Origin of the sequence: Mesorhizobium zhangyense, assembly GCF_011045115.1 — a bacterium.
Classification (GTDB): domain Bacteria; phylum Pseudomonadota; class Alphaproteobacteria; order Rhizobiales; family Rhizobiaceae; genus Mesorhizobium_M; species Mesorhizobium_M zhangyense.
Genome location: NZ_JAAKZG010000005.1, coordinates 148,898 through 164,386, shown reverse-complemented (window position 1 = coordinate 164,386; position 15,489 = coordinate 148,898). Strand labels below are relative to the sequence as shown.

Annotated in this window: 12 protein-coding genes; 6 read left to right on the top strand and 6 right to left on the bottom strand. The window is 62.0% G+C overall.

All coding sequences use genetic code 11. From position 1 onward, the window contains the following. Both G6N74_RS13600 and leuS read right to left on the bottom strand, forming a co-directional pair. Nucleotides 1-567 carry a hypothetical protein gene (locus G6N74_RS13600; RefSeq protein ID WP_165118173.1) on the bottom strand — a complete coding sequence of 189 codons (567 nt, stop codon included), beginning with the start codon at nucleotides 565-567 and terminating at the stop codon, nucleotides 1-3. After that, nucleotides 554-3,175, bottom strand: coding sequence for a leucine--tRNA ligase (leuS, locus tag G6N74_RS13595; protein ID WP_165118171.1), 2,622 nt, complete (start codon nucleotides 3,173-3,175; stop codon nucleotides 554-556). The genes G6N74_RS13600 and leuS overlap by 14 nt, the downstream gene beginning before the upstream one ends. A gap of 144 nt (nucleotides 3,176-3,319) precedes the next feature. On the opposite strand from leuS, the gene G6N74_RS13590 reads away from it, so the two are divergent. Together G6N74_RS13590 and G6N74_RS13585 are read left to right on the top strand one after the other, a co-directional pair. Further along, nucleotides 3,320-3,982 (top strand): YggS family pyridoxal phosphate-dependent enzyme, encoded by a 663-nt coding sequence (locus tag G6N74_RS13590; RefSeq protein ID WP_165118169.1) that lies wholly within the window; start codon nucleotides 3,320-3,322, stop codon nucleotides 3,980-3,982. A gap of 91 nt (nucleotides 3,983-4,073) precedes the next feature. Next, nucleotides 4,074-5,123, top strand: a complete 1,050-nt coding sequence (locus G6N74_RS13585; RefSeq protein WP_165118167.1) for an aldo/keto reductase — start codon at nucleotides 4,074-4,076, stop codon at nucleotides 5,121-5,123. 36 nt (nucleotides 5,124-5,159) lie between these two features. On the opposite strand, the gene G6N74_RS13580 is transcribed toward G6N74_RS13585, so the two are convergent. Continuing rightward, complete coding sequence (locus G6N74_RS13580; RefSeq protein ID WP_165118165.1) at nucleotides 5,160-5,432, bottom strand: usg protein; 273 nt, start codon at nucleotides 5,430-5,432, stop codon at nucleotides 5,160-5,162. Nucleotides 5,433-5,732: 300 nt separating this feature from the next. Between G6N74_RS13580 and acs the strand changes: the two genes are divergently transcribed. Next, a complete protein-coding gene (acs, locus tag G6N74_RS13575; RefSeq protein WP_165118163.1) occupies nucleotides 5,733-7,688 on the top strand; it encodes an acetate--CoA ligase in 1,956 nt (651 codons plus the stop codon). Between the two features lie 333 nt (nucleotides 7,689-8,021). Here acs and G6N74_RS13570 read toward each other — a convergent pair whose 3' ends face one another. From G6N74_RS13570 to G6N74_RS13560, 3 genes are all read right to left on the bottom strand, one after another. Beyond that, nucleotides 8,022-9,395 carry a TadE/TadG family type IV pilus assembly protein gene (locus G6N74_RS13570; protein ID WP_165118161.1) on the bottom strand — a complete coding sequence of 458 codons (1,374 nt, stop codon included), beginning with the start codon at nucleotides 9,393-9,395 and terminating at the stop codon, nucleotides 8,022-8,024. A 290-nt stretch (nucleotides 9,396-9,685) separates the two neighbouring features. Beyond that, nucleotides 9,686-10,555 carry a transglutaminase-like domain-containing protein gene (locus G6N74_RS13565; RefSeq protein ID WP_165118159.1) on the bottom strand — a complete coding sequence of 290 codons (870 nt, stop codon included), beginning with the start codon at nucleotides 10,553-10,555 and terminating at the stop codon, nucleotides 9,686-9,688. Nucleotides 10,556-10,835: 280 nt separating this feature from the next. Continuing rightward, nucleotides 10,836-11,054 carry a DUF1674 domain-containing protein gene (locus G6N74_RS13560; RefSeq protein WP_165118157.1) on the bottom strand — a complete coding sequence of 73 codons (219 nt, stop codon included), beginning with the start codon at nucleotides 11,052-11,054 and terminating at the stop codon, nucleotides 10,836-10,838. A gap of 110 nt (nucleotides 11,055-11,164) precedes the next feature. Here G6N74_RS13560 and htpX point away from each other — a divergent pair, with 110 nt between their 5' ends. The 3 genes from htpX (at nucleotide 11,165) to G6N74_RS13545 (ending at nucleotide 15,399) form a co-directional block, all read left to right on the top strand. Then, nucleotides 11,165-12,178, top strand: coding sequence for a zinc metalloprotease HtpX (htpX, locus tag G6N74_RS13555; RefSeq protein WP_165118155.1), 1,014 nt, complete (start codon nucleotides 11,165-11,167; stop codon nucleotides 12,176-12,178). Continuing rightward, nucleotides 12,169-13,569, top strand: a complete 1,401-nt coding sequence (locus G6N74_RS13550) for an RsmB/NOP family class I SAM-dependent RNA methyltransferase (protein ID WP_165118153.1) — start codon at nucleotides 12,169-12,171, stop codon at nucleotides 13,567-13,569. The genes htpX and G6N74_RS13550 overlap by 10 nt, the downstream gene beginning before the upstream one ends. Nucleotides 13,570-13,674: 105 nt before the next feature. Then, entirely contained in the window at nucleotides 13,675-15,399 is a 1,725-nt protein-coding gene (locus G6N74_RS13545) for a heparinase II/III family protein (protein WP_165118151.1), read from the top strand. Nucleotides 15,400-15,489 lie beyond the last annotated feature (90 nt).

The following is a 15,489-nucleotide window of genomic DNA, read 5'->3' as shown; positions in this document are numbered from 1 at the left end:
TCAGAGCTTCGACAGATCCTGTGCGATCGCGAGCCGCAGAAGTTCGGCCAGTTCGCGAGCCGCCCGGTTCTGTGCATCGAGCTCGGCCCGGTACTGCGCAAATCCCTGTCTCGGAATGTCATAGGAAGACGATATGGTACGCTTCCCTTTCCCGACGATATTCCCGGTCTTAATCTCTCTCAGCACATAGACCGACGTCAGCATCATCGTACCCGCCGTCGGCTCGTCCTCGGTGGTGCGCTGTACGAGCACCGCTGAAGTCTTCTGCGCGACTGCGTTCAGCTGAAGCGTGTATATCGGGTTTGCCGGCTGGCCGGCCCCGCCATTCAAACCGAATATCAGCTGGTTGCGGATTTCCTGCCCGTAACGCGTTTCCACCGGCAATATCTTGATTGAATTCAGCCCCGTCGCCGCTCCTGCCGGCGCGCCGGACGCAGTAGGCGCAGTGGAATACAGCGGCCGCACGGTGCAGGCCGAGACCATGACCGCCGACGCGACGAGTGCCGCCACGGCCATGCCGCGCGAGAAGGAAACCGGGAATTTCCGCGACTGATCAGGCAACGACATTGACGATCCTCTGAGGCACCACGATTACCTTGCGGGGGGTCTTTCCTTCAAGCGCCTTCTGGACGGAATCGAGCGCCAGCGCCGCCTTTTCGACGGCACCTTGATCTGCGTCGCGGGCAATTGTCAAATCGCCGCGCTTCTTGCCGTTGACCTGCACCGGATAGACGATCTCGTTGTCGACAACGAGCGCCGGATCGAACACCGGCCATGGCCGCTCGGAAACGAGTCCCTCGCCGCCAAGCGTTGCCCAGCATTCCTCGGCCAGATGCGGCATGATCGGCGCGATCAGTTGCACGAGGATCTCGGCCGCCTCGCGCGTCGCCGCTTTCAGCGCCTTGTCCCCCTTGCCTTCGCCGATCTCGCCGACCGGCCCGGTCATGGCATTGGCGAGTTCGTAGATGCGGGCAATCGCGCGGTTGAAGGCGAGCTTTTCGATGTCCTCGCCAACAGCCTTGAGCGCCTTATGGGCGGCCTTCGACACGGTACCCGCCTCGCCGTCCTGCGACGGTGCAGGCTTCACGCCGGCAAGCTGCTCGGCAGCCGTCGAGACCAGACGCCAGACGCGCTGGATGAAGCGGTGCGCACCGGCTGCCCCGTCGTCGGTCCATTCCACGTCGCGCTCGGGCGGCGAATCCGACAGCATGAACCAGCGCGCCGTATCGGCGCCGTAGCCGTCGGTGATCTCTTCCGGGCTCACCGTGTTCTTCTTCGACTTCGACATCTTTTCGAGCGGACCGATCTCGGCAACTTCGCCGGTCTCGATCACGATCGCGCGACGATCGGCATCGCTACCCTCGATGCGGACCTCGGTCGGCGTCAGCCAGCGTCCGTCGGCGGTCTTGTAGGTCTCGTGCACGACCATGCCCTGCGTGAACAGGCCCTTGAACGGCTCAGCCAGATCGACATGGCCGGTCTCGCGCATGGCGCGGGTGAAGAAGCGCGAATAGAGCAGATGCAGGATCGCATGCTCGATGCCGCCGATATACTGGTCCACGGGCAGCCATTCGTTGGCAGCCTTCGGGTCGGTCGGCTCGTTCTCCCAGGGGGCGGTGAAGCGCGCGAAATACCACGACGAATCGACAAACGTGTCCATCGTGTCGGTTTCGCGCCGCGCATCCTTGCCGCACTGCGGGCATTTCACATGCCGCCAGGTCGGGTGACGGTCGAGCGGATTGCCCGGCTTGTCGAAATCGATGTCGTCGGGCAGTTTCACCGGCAGGTCGGCCTTCGGCACCGGCACCACGCCGCAATCGTCGCAATGGATCATCGGGATCGGGCAGCCCCAGTAGCGCTGGCGCGAAATGCCCCAGTCGCGCAGGCGGAACTGCACCTTGCGCTCGCCCATAGGGCGATTGCCGATGGTCTTGGCTTCCAACAGCTTGGCAACCTCGCCGAATGCTTGGTCGGGCGTCATGCCGTCGAGGAAGCGCGAATTGATCATCACGCCGTCATCGGTATAGGCCTCCTCGGTGATCTGGAAGGTCGCGGCATCGCCGTCCTTCGGCATCACCACCGGAATGACCGGCAGGCCGTATTTGTTGGCGAAATCAAGGTCGCGCTGGTCGCCCGACGGACAGCCGAAGATCGCGCCCGTGCCATATTCCATCAGCACGAAATTGGCGACGTAGACCGGCAGCGTCCAGTTGTCGTCAAAGGGATGCACGACGCGGATGCCCGTATCGAAGCCCTTCTTCTCGGCGGTCTCGAGAGCGGCCACCGACGTGCCCATGCGCCGGCATTCGTCGGCGAAGGCTGCGAGCTCGGGATTGGTCTCGGCGGCTTTCTTGGCCAGCGGATGGTCGGCGGCGATCGCCATGAAGGAGGCGCCGAAGATCGTATCGGGCCGCGTCGTATAGACTTCGAGCTCGCCCTCGCCGTTGGGTGAAGTGCCCTCGGCGATCGGCCAGCGGATCAGCAGGCCTTCCGACCGGCCGATCCAGTTCGACTGCATGGTGCGGACCTTTTCCGGCCATTCGGTCAGCCCGTCGAGCGAATCGAGCAGGTCCTGCGCATAGTCGGTGATCTTGAAGAACCACTGCGTCAGCTCGCGCTGTTCGACCAGCGCGCCGGAGCGCCAGCCGCGCCCGTCGATGACCTGCTCGTTGGCGAGCACGGTCATGTCCTCCGGGTCCCAGTTGACCTTGGAGGATTTGCGCGTCACCAGCCCCTTGGCGACGAAATCGAGGAACAGCATCTGCTGGCGGTGATAATAATCGACGTCGCAGGTGGCGAATTCGCGCGTCCAGTCGATCGACAGGCCCATGACCTTGAGCTGCGCGCGCATCGTCGCGATGTTCTCATAGGTCCAGTCCTTGGGATGGACCTTGTTCTGCATCGCGGCATTTTCCGCCGGCATGCCGAAGGCGTCCCAGCCCATCGGGTGCAGTACGTTGAAACCCTTGGCGCGCTTGTAGCGGGCCACCACATCGCCCATCGTATAGTTGCGCGTGTGGCCGATATGGATGCGTCCCGACGGATAGGGGAACATCTCGAGCACATAATATTTCGGGCGCGGATCGTCGTTCTTCGTCTCGAAGAGCTTTTTTTCGTCCCAGGCTTTTTGCCACTTGGGTTCGGATGCGCGCGGATTGTATCGTTCGGTTGCCATCGGGTGTTTTTCACTTAAAAGCATGCGCGAAACCGCAGGCCGCAGCCTGGCAGTTCGCAAAATGTGGTCCGGGTGTTCACCATGGATTGCCGAACCCGTCAACTCCGGCAGCCCGAACCCCGACAAAATGCAGCAGGACGTGACATGGAAAAATCGGTCGAACAGCTCGCTTCGGTGAAGGAAAAGATCGCCGCCTCCGAGCGCGAAATCAGGCGCCCCGCGGGTTCCGTGACGCTGGTTGCAGTGTCAAAAACTTTCGAGGCGACCGAAATCCGCCCGGTGATCGAGGCCGGCCAGCGCGTCTTCGGCGAGAACCGCGTGCAGGAAGCGCAAGGCAAGTGGCCGGCGCTGAAGGAGGAATTTCCCAATCTCGAACTGCATTTGATCGGCCCGCTGCAATCCAACAAGGCCAAGGAAGCCGTAGCCCTGTTCGACGTCATCGAAACCGTCGACCGCGAAAAGATCGCCGCCGAACTCGCCAAGGAAATCGCCAGGCAAGGAAAAGCGCCAAAGCTCTACGTACAGGTCAACACCGGCTCCGAGCCGCAAAAAGCCGGCATCGAACCGAAAGAGGCCGTCGCCTTCGTCAAGCGCTGCCGCGAGGTTCACAATCTCGCGATCGAGGGCCTGATGTGCATTCCCCCCGCCGAAGAGAACCCCGGCCCCCATTTCGCGCTTCTCGAAAAACTGGCCCGCGAGGCCGGCGCAGAAAAACTGTCGATGGGCATGTCAGGCGACTACGAACTCGCCGTCGCCTTCGGCGCGACCTCGGTCCGCGTCGGCTCGGCGATCTTTGGTAGCCGGTAGATCACAAGCCAAAAAGATCGCCTCATCGTCATTGTAACGAAACGCGCCGTTCCTATATGGTTGATGTAATCCACATCATCAGGGGCGTCGTATGCGCTACAATCAACTTGGAAATACGGGGATGTTCGTCTCCGAACTTTGCCTCGGCACCATGACATTCGGGGCCGCTGGCGAAAATGCCCAGTGGGGCGCCATCGCCAGCCTCGACCAAAAAGGCGTCGATGAAATCGTCGGCCGTTCGCTGGCCGCCGGCATCAATTTCTTCGACACTGCCGACGTCTATTCCTTCGGCCAGTCCGAGCGCCTTCTTGGCCAGTCGCTGAAAAACCTCGGCGTCAGCCGAGAGAATGTCGTCATCGCCACCAAGGTCCACGGCCAGATGGGCGAAGAGCCGAACCAGCGTGGCTCCTCGCGCGGCCACATCATGGATTCGGTCGATGCCAGCCTCGAACGGCTGCAAACCGACCATATCGACCTTTATCAGCTTCACGGCACCGACACCGTGACGCCCATCGACGAGACGCTACGCGCACTCGACGATCTCGTCGCCAATGGCAAGGTCCGCTATGTCGGCGTGTCTAATTGGCAGGCTTGGCGCATCGCCAAGGCGCTCGGTATTTCCGAACGCAAGGGCTTTGCCCGGTTCGAGACTGTTCAGTCCTATTACTCCATCGCTGGCCGCGATCTGGAACGCGAGATCGTGCCTCTCCTCAACGAAGAAAAGCTAGGCCTGATGGTGTGGTCGCCGATGGCCGGCGGCCTGCTCTCCGGCAAATACGGGCCCGGCGCGCCCGGCAATGGCGAAGGCCGCCGCGCCAGCTTCAACTTCCCGCCGGTCAACGAGGACCGCGCCTGGGCGGCAGTCGCCGTCATGCGCGAGATCGCGGAGAAACATGATGTCAGCGTCGCGACGGTGGCACTTGGTTATGTCCTGGCGAAGCCATTCGTCATGAGCGTTATCATCGGCGCAAGCCGGATGGATCAGCTCGAGCAGAATCTTGCCTCCACCCAGCTCAAGCTTGACGCCGACGATCTCGCCAAGCTCGACGAGGTCAGCGCGCTTCCCGCCGAATATCCCGGCTGGATGCTCGAACGTCAGACCGCCGGCCGGCGCCCCGCGCCGTTCGTCACGAAGGACTGACCGATTTCGACGCAGGGTCCGCGCTTCGGCGCGGACCTAATGCAGCACGAACTCGCCGTTCACATTGCGCCATTCGTTCGGCGCGATCAGCTTGCGGTGCGTGTAGCAGACCGAGTGCAGCGGACCATCGAGCTTGGCCTTCCAGAATTCGATGAACCTGAACAGGCCCGGAAATTTCGGGGCCAGGTCATAGTCCTGCCAGATAAAAGTCTGCAGCACATGAGGGTGGTCGGGCATGTGATAGAGAAGCTGTGCCGTGGTCAGCCCGTAACCCTTCAGCATCAGTTCCAGTTCAGAAGTCTCACGCATGGCAATTCTCCCGCCTCAGCCGATCCTCCACAGTCACGATGATGCGACCCGATGATTAACCGGCTACTAACAGGCTATCACGATTCGCGTAATTTCATCTATGAAATCAAATGCTTGGCAGCCACACACAGCGAGTGCTGACAAGCCTACCGCATCGAAAGCCCATTTCCTGGCCGTGACGGCGCCCAAACCCTATGTCTAATATTGTCTGCGTCGGGGGAATGATATTAAGTCCGGCGAATTCCGCGCTACGAAGCGCAGCCGGCAGCGATCGACCGCCGGTCACTATGGGGAGAGAAAATGTCCGAGGTAAAAGTCCACCGCGTCCAGCCGGCGTGGAAGAAGAACGCGTTGATCGACAACGACACCTACCTGAAATGGTATGGCGACAGCGTCAAGAATCCCGACAAGTTCTGGGGCAAGCACGGCAAGCGCATCGACTGGTTCAAGCCCTATACCAAGGTCAAGAACACCTCGTTCACCGGCAAGGTCTCGATCAAATGGTTCGAGGACGGGCTGACCAATGTCTCCTACAACTGCATCGACCGCCACCTGAAGAAGCGAGGCGACCAGACCGCGATCATCTGGGAAGGCGACAATCCCTACGACGACAAGAAGATCACCTATAACGAGCTTTACGAGCATGTCTGCCGGCTCGCCAATGTGCTTAAGAAGCATGGCGTCAAGAAGGGTGACCGCGTCACCATCTACATGCCGATGATCCCGGAAGCGGCCTATGCGATGCTTGCCTGCACGCGCATCGGCGCCATCCACTCGATCGTCTTCGGCGGCTTCTCGCCTGACGCGCTGGCCGGCCGCATTGTCGACTGCGAATCGACCTTCGTGATTACCGCCGACGAGGGCCTGCGCGGCGGCAAGACCATCCCGCTCAAGGAAAACACCGACAAGGCGATCGACATCGCCGCCCGCAGCCATGTCAGGGTCAAGACCGTCGTCGTCGTGCGCCGCACCGGCGGCAAGGTCGGCTGGGCACCAGGCCGCGACGTCTGGTATCACGACGAGGTCGCCTCGGTTAAGCCCGACTGCAAGCCGGAAAAGATGAAGGCCGAAGACCCGCTGTTCATCCTCTACACCTCCGGCTCCACCGGCAAGCCGAAGGGCGTACTGCACACCACCGGCGGCTATCTCGTCTTTGCCTCGATGACCCACCAATATGTCTTCGACTACCATGACGGCGACATCTACTGGTGCACCGCCGATGTCGGCTGGGTCACCGGCCACAGCTACATCGTCTACGGGCCGCTCGCCAACGGTGCGACCACGCTGATGTTCGAGGGCGTGCCGAACTATCCTTCCGCCTCGCGCTTCTGGGATGTCGTCGACAAGCACAAGGTCAACATCTTCTACACCGCCCCCACCGCCATCCGCGCGCTGATGGGTGCCGGCGACGACCATGTGAAGAAGACCTCGCGCAAGTCGCTGCGCGTGCTGGGTTCGGTCGGCGAGCCGATCAACCCGGAAGCCTGGGAATGGTATTTCAATGTCGTCGGCAACAAGAAGGTGCCGATCGTCGACACGTGGTGGCAGACCGAGACCGGCGGCATCCTGATCACGCCGCTGCCCGGCGCTACAGACCTTAAGGCTGGCTCGGCGACGCGGCCCTTCTTCGGCGTCCAGCCACAGCTTGTCGACAATGACGGCAAGGTGCTGGAAGGAGCAGCCGACGGCAATCTGTGCATCGTAGACTCATGGCCGGGCCAGATGCGCACCGTCTATGGCGACCATGAGCGCTTCATCCAGACCTATTTCTCGACCTACAAGGGCAAATACTTCACCGGCGACGGCTGCCGCCGCGACGCCGATGGCTATTACTGGATCACCGGCCGCGTCGACGACGTCATCAACGTCTCGGGCCACCGCATGGGCACGGCCGAGGTCGAGTCCGCCCTGGTCTCCCACGACAAGGTGTCCGAAGCCGCCGTCGTCGGCTACCCGCACGACATCAAGGGCCAGGGCATCTACAGCTATGTCACCCTGATGAGCGGCGTGGAATGGTCTGAAGACCTGCGCAAGGAACTCATCGCCCATGTCCGCAAGGAGATCGGCGCCATCGCCTCGCCCGACAAGATTCAGTTCGCGCCGGGCCTGCCCAAGACGCGCTCGGGCAAGATCATGCGGCGCATCCTGCGCAAGATCGCCGAAGACGACTTTGGCGCGCTCGGCGACACGTCCACGCTTGCCGATCCGGCGGTGGTCGATGATCTCATCGAGAACCGGCAGAACAAGAAGGCGTAGGCGCCAGGCCTCCCCTCGATGGGAGGCTACCACGCAAGAATGCAGGCACCGTTGCAGATTTGCACTTGCGAAGCCGGGCAAAACGCCCCACCTTCGGATTGTGTTCAACAAACGAAAGGAGGTGATCCGATGTCGAGTGGTTTCGGTTTTCAGAGCGAGGGCTCAGCGGATTACCTTTCTGGAGAGCAGTCTCTCCTTTGAAGGTTTTGACGTGCAGCATGCGGCCCTGAGGGATCGCGGCTGACGCCACGCACTGGACGAAAGTCACGGGAAGGCCGCCTGCTTCGAAAGAAGCGGCGGCCTTTTCCGTTTCTGCGGCAATCCTCGCCAGGTCTATTTGGTCAAGGCTAGCGCCTCGATATTTCCGACGATCTGCTGGAAGGCCTGATCCAGTTCCGGGCCGCTCGACGTGTCGTAGAAATGCTTGAGGCTGCCACTGTCGGGCGTCGCGCAGTCACGCATGAGGTTGCGCGCTGAATCCGGCAATTTGAACCCAATCGTGAATATTTCAATTCCAGCCTTGCGCATCTCGGCGCACAGCTTTGTTGCATGCGGAATTGAGCGAGCGGCCGCGCCCGCACCATAAGCTTCCTGAACGGTCGCAGCACCGGCAAAGCCGAGATTGAACTCGCCGTCTGTCATCAGGATCGCGTATTTGGCAACCTTTTTATACGGGCCAGGCGCTGCCGATGTGGCGAGGACATTCTTCCATTTGTCGGACAGCATATACCAGGTCCACTGAACCCCGATATGCCCTCCCGTGCCGCCGTCGGCGACAAATTTTTCGATGGTATCGGTGAGGGTTTTCAGGTTTGCCGTCAACGGCACCACCGCAACTGTGGGACACTTCTCGCTTGGCAAATAATTGATATTTCCGTCGGTATAACCCCTGGCAAACGCTGTCAGGAGATAATCCCGATTGACCATGGCAACGTCGGGGCCATCGTCCGTATAAACGTATGTAGTTCCCCTGCGCTCCGTCGCGCAGTAGTCGCGTCCGGAGGAAGTCACGTTTCTCGGATCGGCGTTCGAAACGACCTTGCCGCGGTCTGCCTCATTCTTTTCGATATAAACCGCCTTCTCGGCGATTGCGGCGCCGACATTCACAGAATTCGCATAGGGAACAAGTGCGACACGAACCCGGTCGTTGAGGTTTTGTCCGCCTAGCAGCGCTTCCACCGCTCGCTTTGCCGCCTTCTGCAGATCACCAAGCTTGTCATCGGTACCGGCCTTTTTCATCGAGCCGGTCAGATCCAGCATCATCGCCACCTCGACCTTTACGTCGGAGTAGACTGCCGCCGACTCGCCGCCGACCCGCGGATCGCCAATGTTGAACATCGGGAATGCCAGCACGACATTGGCATGGGCCGTCGCCGTGAGCGTCCTCGCCGTCTTGTCGATGACGAGGTTATCGAGCACGAAACGGTCTTTCGTTGAGAATCGCGACGTGCTGTTGGCGCTTAGAAATGCCTCCACCATCTTTCGCGCGTCCTTCTCCTCGATCGTACCCGTGGTCAGGTCGCGCGCCGTCGAGGTCACAGCCGAATCGAGCGCGGACTGAAGGCTCGATTTCACGTTCAGCGACTGCGCCACATTGATGCCGAACCCTATCGTCAGAAGCACCACCGACATGGTTACCGCCGCCAGCAGGGTGAAATTGCCGCTTCTGTTATTCGCAAAATCGGATAGTGCCCGCGCCATACGCATGGTTTTCACCCCTCAGCCAAGAAACCCGAGAGGGTCGTAGCAGGAATTTCATCGAATCAGGTTTACAACCTGAAGTTCAATCTGCCCGACGGATATAAGCTTTTGATTTCGAACCGAATTGATCAATCCTGTGCTTAATCGCCGGTAAACCGGGCACTTCAATTGCACCAGCTTTCGCGCCGTCCGCCCCAATAGGGTCGCACAAGGCGTAGCGTCAGCAGGATTTTCACCACCGGAAGTATTCACTCCGGCCAGCGCGCGCCCATATTCGGAAATCAATGCAACGCCGCTCAGGAAAGCATCTGCGCATCGAAGGTGCGGTCGATGCCATGAGCCGGTGGCGTCGCCGGATAGCTGTCCTGCTCGTAGGTCCAGACCTTGAAGCCGGTCAGCGTGTGTGCGCCGAAGCTGTGCAGCAGCGGCACGTCGGTTGCGTCGCGCCCGCGCGCGATCGCCACGCGGCCAATGCGGCGCTTATTGTGGCGGGCGTCGAACGTGTACCATTTGCCGTCCAGGAAAACCTCGAACCAGGCGTTGAAATCCATCGGCGACGGGTCCGGTGGAATGCCGATGTCGCCGAGATAGCCGTTCACGTAGCGGGCCGGAATGTTCATGCAGCGGCAAAGCGCGATCGCAAGATGCGCAAAGTCACGGCACACGCCGACGCGCTCGTCATGCGCCTGCGCGGCGGTGCGTGTTGCACGGGCATAACCGTAGCCGAAGGACAGCCGGTTGTGGACATATTCGGTGATCGCCTGCACCCGCGCCCAGCCGCTTGGCACATGGCCGAACTGCTGCCAGGCGATGTCGCCGAGATGATCGGTCTCGCAATACCGGCTGCCTAAGAGATAGCCGATCACCTCGTCGGGCAGGTCCTGCACCGGCATTTCCTTGGCCAAGGCGTTCAACTCGTCCGGCTCGCCGCTGTCTTCGACCAGCGCGTCATAGAGGATACGAAAACCTCCCGCTGGCGCCATGAAACGGCGGCAGAGATTGCCGTGGACGTCCTCGTAAGTGTGATTTGGAACGCTTGGCGAGGTCAGCACCTTGGTCTGCCGCTGGATGTCGGCCTGCCGTTCCTTGCAGATTTCCAGCACCGATATCACCGGCATTGGTTGAGCGCATTCAATGGCTATCTCATAGCCTAGCCTTATCAGCATGGCGCTACCCCGCGATCTTGAGAAAAGATTTTTCCCTCAACGCACAATGCCGGCTATCGTTCCGGGGAGGAGACGGGCGAATGGGAGAGGATTGGCAAAAATCCCCTCTCCGTCTCGGCTTCGCCGAGCCACCTCTCCCCATTTCATGGGGCGAGGAACCGGCACTTGCGGAGGTCGCGGCATTGCAGAACTTGGGTTCCTCGCCCCGCTTGCGGGGAGAGGTGGCGCGCGAAGCGCGACGGAGAGGGGTCTTTTCCCTATGATCCCTATGACGCCACTCTCAAAAATCGCTCGCCAAACCCTTTATCTCCCAGTCGCCGTAGCGCACCGGTTCGTTGCCGCCGCGGCCGCCGATCTCGCGCGGCAGGGCGGACTCCTGCTTCCTGTAGGCCTGGCGTCGTGCTTCCGCTTCCTTCAGCGCGCGCTCGGCAGCCGGCGACAGCGCCTTGCGTTCAACAAGCTCTGCGGCGGCGTCATGCTCGGCCTTGCTATCGGACATTCTCGGACTCCCGCAGCGGATGATTGAAACCAGACCAATTCTTACCCATCATATAGCGAAGTTTTATCGCGTATCGACCCTTTCCTTGCGCGCGTTTACGGAGCCGACGAATGAACATCATGCGAACCGCAATGCTGCTGGCCTTCATGACCGCGCTGTTCATGGCTGTCGGCTACGCCATCGGCGGCTCGGGCGGCATGATGATCGCCTTCCTGATGGCGGCCGCCATGAACCTCTACAGCTACTGGAACGCCGACAAGATGGTTCTGCGCATGAACCATGCCGTCGAGGTCGACGAAAAGAACGCGCCCGAATATTACGGCATCGTGCGCGCGCTGGCCGAACGCGCCGGCCTGCCGATGCCAAAGGTCTATCTCATCGACAATCCGCAGCCCAACGCATTCGCCACCGGGCGCAACCCGCAAAATGCTGCCGTTGCCGCCTCCACGGGCCTGCTCGAGCGCCTGTCGCATGAGGAAGTGGCCGGCGTGATGGCGCATGAGCTTGCCCATGTCCAGTATCGCGACACGCTGACCATGACGATTACCGCGACCCTTGCCGGCGCGATTTCCATGCTCGGCAATTTTGCTTTCTTCTTCGGGGGAAACCGCGAAAACAACAATCCGCTCGGCTTTGTCGGCGTGCTTGTTGCCATGATCGTCGCCCCGCTCGCCGCCGGCATGGTGCAGATGGCGATCAGCCGGACGCGCGAATATTCGGCTGATCGACGCGGCGCGGAGATCTGCGGCAATCCGCTCTGGCTGGCATCAGCCCTTGACAAGATCGCCCGCAACGTCGAACGCATCCACAACCCCGATGCAGAGCGCAATCCCGCGATGGCTCCGCTTTTCATCATCAATCCTCTTTCCGGCGAGCGCATGGACAATCTTTTCTCGACCCACCCCGATACGGCGAACAGAATTGCCGCGCTGGAGGAGATGGCACGCCAGGGCATGGGCGGCAGCGGCGGCGCGCGCCCGGCTCCCGCGCCACGCAATCCCGAGCCGCGCGAAGCCGGTCCGTGGGGAGCACCCGCAAAACCCGCCGTGGAGGAAAAGCCGACGCAGCCGAATGCCGGACCATGGGGCCGCAATCCGACCGGGCCGAAAGGCAGATGGTCTTGACCGTGAACGACCGTAAGCGCTCGGGACCGAAACCATTCAGGCAATCGGAATACCAGAGACAAGAGGATGCGAATGCGCCCGGCCTCGCCGCGCGCAAGGCAGCGGCAAAGCTGCTGGCAGCCGTCATCGACGCAAAAACCTCGCTCGACGGCCTGACCGACCATGACAATGGCCATCCGCAGTTCAAGGCGCTCGACATGCGCGACCGCTCGCTGGTGCGGGCGATTCTCGCCACCGCATTGCGCTACCGCCGCACCATCGACAACCTGATCTCGGCGCGGCTGGAAAAAGCGCTGCCTGCCAACGCCACGGCGCTCTCCCACATCCTGCATGTCGCGGCAGCGCAGATCCTGTTCCTCGACATTCCCGACAGTGCCGCCGTCGATATCGCCGTCACCCACGCCAAGTCCGATCCGCGCACCGGCCGCTTTTCCGGCCTCGTCAACGGCGTGCTGCGCTCACTGGCGCGCGGCAAGGCCGAGGAACTGCCGGCCATGCTGGCAGAGACCGGTGATGCACCGGAATGGTTCCGCGCCCGGCTCGTTTCCGGCTACGGCGCGGATACCGCAAAGAAGATCCTCACCGCGCATCGCCTCGAAGCGCCGGTCGATTTCACGGTGAAATCCGATCCTGAAGCCTGGGCCGAAAAGCTCGGTGGCATCGTGCTCCCCACCGGCTCGGTGCGCGTCGAGCGGCTCGCCGCCAACGTGCCGGAGCTACCCGGTTTCGACGAGGGCGAATGGTGGGTGCAGGACGCCGCCGCAGCGCTTCCCGCGCGCCTTTTCGGCGATGTTTCCGGCCTGCATGTCGCCGACCTTTGCGCAGCGCCCGGCGGCAAGACGGCACAGCTGGCGCTTGCCGGCGCGCGCGTCACTGCCATCGACAGTTCGAAGAACCGGCTCGCCCGGCTGGAGAAAAACCTTCAGCGCCTCGGCCTGACAGCCGCGACCGTCCAGGCCGATATTCTCCGCTATGAGCCGGAAGAACTCTTCGATGCCGTGCTGCTCGACGCGCCCTGTTCCTCCACCGGCACCGTGCGCCGCCATCCGGACGTGCCATGGACGAAATCGCCTGCCGATATCGAGAAACTGGCCGATTTGCAGCAGCGCCTGCTTGCCCGCGCCGTCACTTTGGTGAGGCCCGGCGGGCGGATCGTCTTCTCCAACTGCTCGCTCGATCCGCTCGAAGGCGAAGCGCTTTATGAAGCATTCCTCGCGGCCACGCCCGGCGTTGCTGCCGATCCGGTCAAGCCCGGTGAGGTCGCAGGCGCCGACGCTTTCCTGACACCACAAGGCACATTGCGCACCACGCCGGCGGACATGGATATGGGTCGGCCGGAAGTTTCAGGGCTCGACGGATTCTTCGCGGCGCGCCTTACCCGAATTGGGTAGGCCGCAACTTATCCCCAGGCCGCACCGGTAGCGAAATTCAACTTCGCATAGAATCTTGAATCATATAACGTTCTCGCCGGGCGGACGTCTTTTTGGAGGAACTTCTTGTCGATTGCGGCAGGCAACACGACAGGCCTTTGGGCGCTCGTCGCCAAAGAGCTTTGGCGCAAGACCCGCCGCCGCTTGCGCGCCGGTCCGGTCTATCGCTGGCGCTATACCGGCCGCACGCCGGAGCGCGTGCTGATTGCACCGCCTGATCTGAGGCTCGCCGATCAGCAGGTCGCGCTGGAAATCTACTATGGCCGCTACCCGCTTTCAGGCCATCTCGTCGAGACCGGCGGCAAGTCGCCGTTCCAGATCGAGGTGCCCAATCGCGGCTGGCAGAAATCGCTGCACGGCTTCCGCTGGCTGCGCCACATGCGCGCCGCCAACACGGAGCTTGCCGCCGCCAATGCGCGTGCGCTTGTCTCCGACTGGATCGCCACCCATGGCGGCCGCATCTCCGGCGTCGCCTGGGAGCCGGCGACCAGCGGCAAGCGCATCATCGCCTGGCTGCAGCATTCTTCGGTCGTGCTGCAGGGTGCCGAATTCCCTTTCTACCGCGCCTTCCTGAAATCGCTGGCGCTGCAGATCCGCTATCTACGCTCCATGGCCCGCGAAATGCCCGATGGCGAAGAGCGCCTGCGCACCCGCATCGCGCTCGCCTTTGCTGCATTGTCGCTGCCCGCGCCGCAGGCGGCGTTGCGCACCGCCACGCGACATCTCGCCGACGAATTGAACCGGCAGGTCCTTGCCGATGGCGGCCACATTTCGCGCAATCCGATGGCGGTGCTGGAACTGCTTGCAGACCTGCTGCCGCTGCGCCAGACCTATGCCAACCAGGCCGAAACGCCGCCTGAAGCGCTGATCGGCGCGATCGACCGCATGCTGCCGGCGCTGCGCTTCTTCCGCCATCAGGACGGCACCATCGCCCGCTTCAACGGCATGGGCGTCACCATTCCCGACCGCATCGCCGCCATCATGCGCCATGACGACACAGCCGGCGCATCGCTGCTTCACGCTCCGCATTCAGGCTATGAGCGCCTGTCGATGGGCGGCACCACGGTGATTGCCGACACAGGCACTGCGCCGCCCAGCGAAGTCTCGGAAGCGGCACATGCCGGCTGCCTGTCCTTCGAGATGTCGTCGGGCCGGCAGCATTTCATCGTCAATGCCGGCATCGACGCCTATGGCGCGGAGGAATTCCGGCCGCTGGCGCGCGCTACCGCTGCCCACTCCACTGCATCGCTCAACGACACCTCGTCGGCGCGCTTCAGCCATTCGCCGCGCGTCAACGGCCTGCTCGGCTCGCCACTGATCGGCGGGCCGCGCCATGTGCCTTCGGAACGCACCGACAGCAAGGGCACGCAAGGCTTCGTCGCCAGCCATGACGGCTATGTCGCGCGCTTCGGCCTTTATCATGAGCGCGAAATGGCGCTGGCCGCCGATGGCGACATTCTGACCGGCATCGACCGTTTCCTTCGCTCCCGCGGCGCGCCGCCGCTGGACAATGGCCGCGATCTCGTCACCATCCGCTTCCACATCCACCCGGATATCGAACTTTTCCACGACGACAAAGACCGGCTGGTGCTGGCCGCACCCCACGCCGACAACTGGCTTTTCACCGCCGGCGAAATGACGCCGACAGTCGAGGAATCGATCTTCTTCGCCGGCCTTGGCGGGCCGCGCCACAGCCGCCAGATCGTGCTCTCCTACAAGGCGTCGCAGTTTCCCGAAATGCACTGGCAGTTCACGCGCACGCACTCGGCCGGTTACCCGCAGAATAACTGAACGGGCCTTTCGGCTGATTTTCTGTCCCTCGAAGCTTGATTTACCTTGCGTCTGTGCTAGGCCGCGCGCATCCGCCTCCCAAGCTCGAAA

Bases quoted from the DNA above. Each gene is read 5' to 3' on its own strand.
- G6N74_RS13600 (WP_165118173.1), bottom strand. From the start codon at position 567: ATGTCGTTGCCTGATCAGTCGCGGAAATTCCCGGTTTCCTTCTCGCGC.
- leuS (WP_165118171.1), bottom strand. From the start codon at position 3,175: ATGGCAACCGAACGATACAATCCGCGCGCATCCGAACCCAAGTGGCAA.
- G6N74_RS13590 (WP_165118169.1), top strand. From the start codon at position 3,320: ATGGAAAAATCGGTCGAACAGCTCGCTTCGGTGAAGGAAAAGATCGCC.
- G6N74_RS13585 (WP_165118167.1), top strand. From the start codon at position 4,074: ATGCGCTACAATCAACTTGGAAATACGGGGATGTTCGTCTCCGAACTT.
- G6N74_RS13580 (WP_165118165.1), bottom strand. From the start codon at position 5,432: ATGCGTGAGACTTCTGAACTGGAACTGATGCTGAAGGGTTACGGGCTG.
- acs (WP_165118163.1), top strand. From the start codon at position 5,733: ATGTCCGAGGTAAAAGTCCACCGCGTCCAGCCGGCGTGGAAGAAGAAC.
- G6N74_RS13570 (WP_165118161.1), bottom strand. From the start codon at position 9,395: ATGCGTATGGCGCGGGCACTATCCGATTTTGCGAATAACAGAAGCGGC.
- G6N74_RS13565 (WP_165118159.1), bottom strand. From the start codon at position 10,555: ATGCTGATAAGGCTAGGCTATGAGATAGCCATTGAATGCGCTCAACCA.
- G6N74_RS13560 (WP_165118157.1), bottom strand. From the start codon at position 11,054: ATGTCCGATAGCAAGGCCGAGCATGACGCCGCCGCAGAGCTTGTTGAA.
- htpX (WP_165118155.1), top strand. From the start codon at position 11,165: ATGAACATCATGCGAACCGCAATGCTGCTGGCCTTCATGACCGCGCTG.
- G6N74_RS13550 (WP_165118153.1), top strand. From the start codon at position 12,169: ATGGTCTTGACCGTGAACGACCGTAAGCGCTCGGGACCGAAACCATTC.